Genomic DNA, 606 nt, shown 5'->3' with positions numbered 1-606 from the left:
GACATGTTCATCGTCGCGCCTAGCGGTACACCAAAACCCGCAACTGATTTAGAAACTTGCAGTTTCTCTGTCAGAGTACGCATGGTTACAGGGATGGTTGCATTTGAACTTGCCGTAGATAGGGAAAATAGGATTTGTTCACGAGTTGCACGGAGAAACGCCTTTGGAGAAGTTCCAGTCGTAATGCCAACTGCCATTGGATAGAAGATGAAAATCCAGAACACAAGCATAGCCACGACAAGCGCAACGTAACCTGCAACAGACATCAATGTATTAGCATTTAAGGTTGCACCTAGTTGAATCATCAGAGCAAACACACCGTAAGGTGCTAGACTCATGACCAAACCAACCAGCTTCATCATGATCTCATTGGCCATCTTAAACGTGCGGATAGCAGGGCCTCCACGAGAATCCAGAGCTTGAATGGCTAGACCTGTCAAAATAGCCATAAAGATAATTTGTAGCATGTCACCATTTGCAAACGCCTGAACTGGGTTGCTTGGGACAATGTTCACAACCATAGAGAAGATGTCTGGCGTTTCTGTTGACTTAAGTGCCACAGAGTCAGAGATCGTACCCGCAAGGTTTGCACCCGCACCACGCTGA

The 606-nt window shown here is 46.5% G+C and carries 1 protein-coding gene; it reads right to left on the bottom strand.

The features are described from left to right. On the bottom strand, positions 1–606 hold a 606-nt coding region (locus R7040_RS27900), incomplete at both ends, for a dicarboxylate/amino acid:cation symporter (RefSeq protein WP_318097808.1).

It is taken from the genome of Vibrio sp. 1069 (assembly GCF_033340555.1).
Note: the sequence above shows the minus strand (reverse complement) of the source record. Positions and strands in the feature narration are given on the sequence as shown.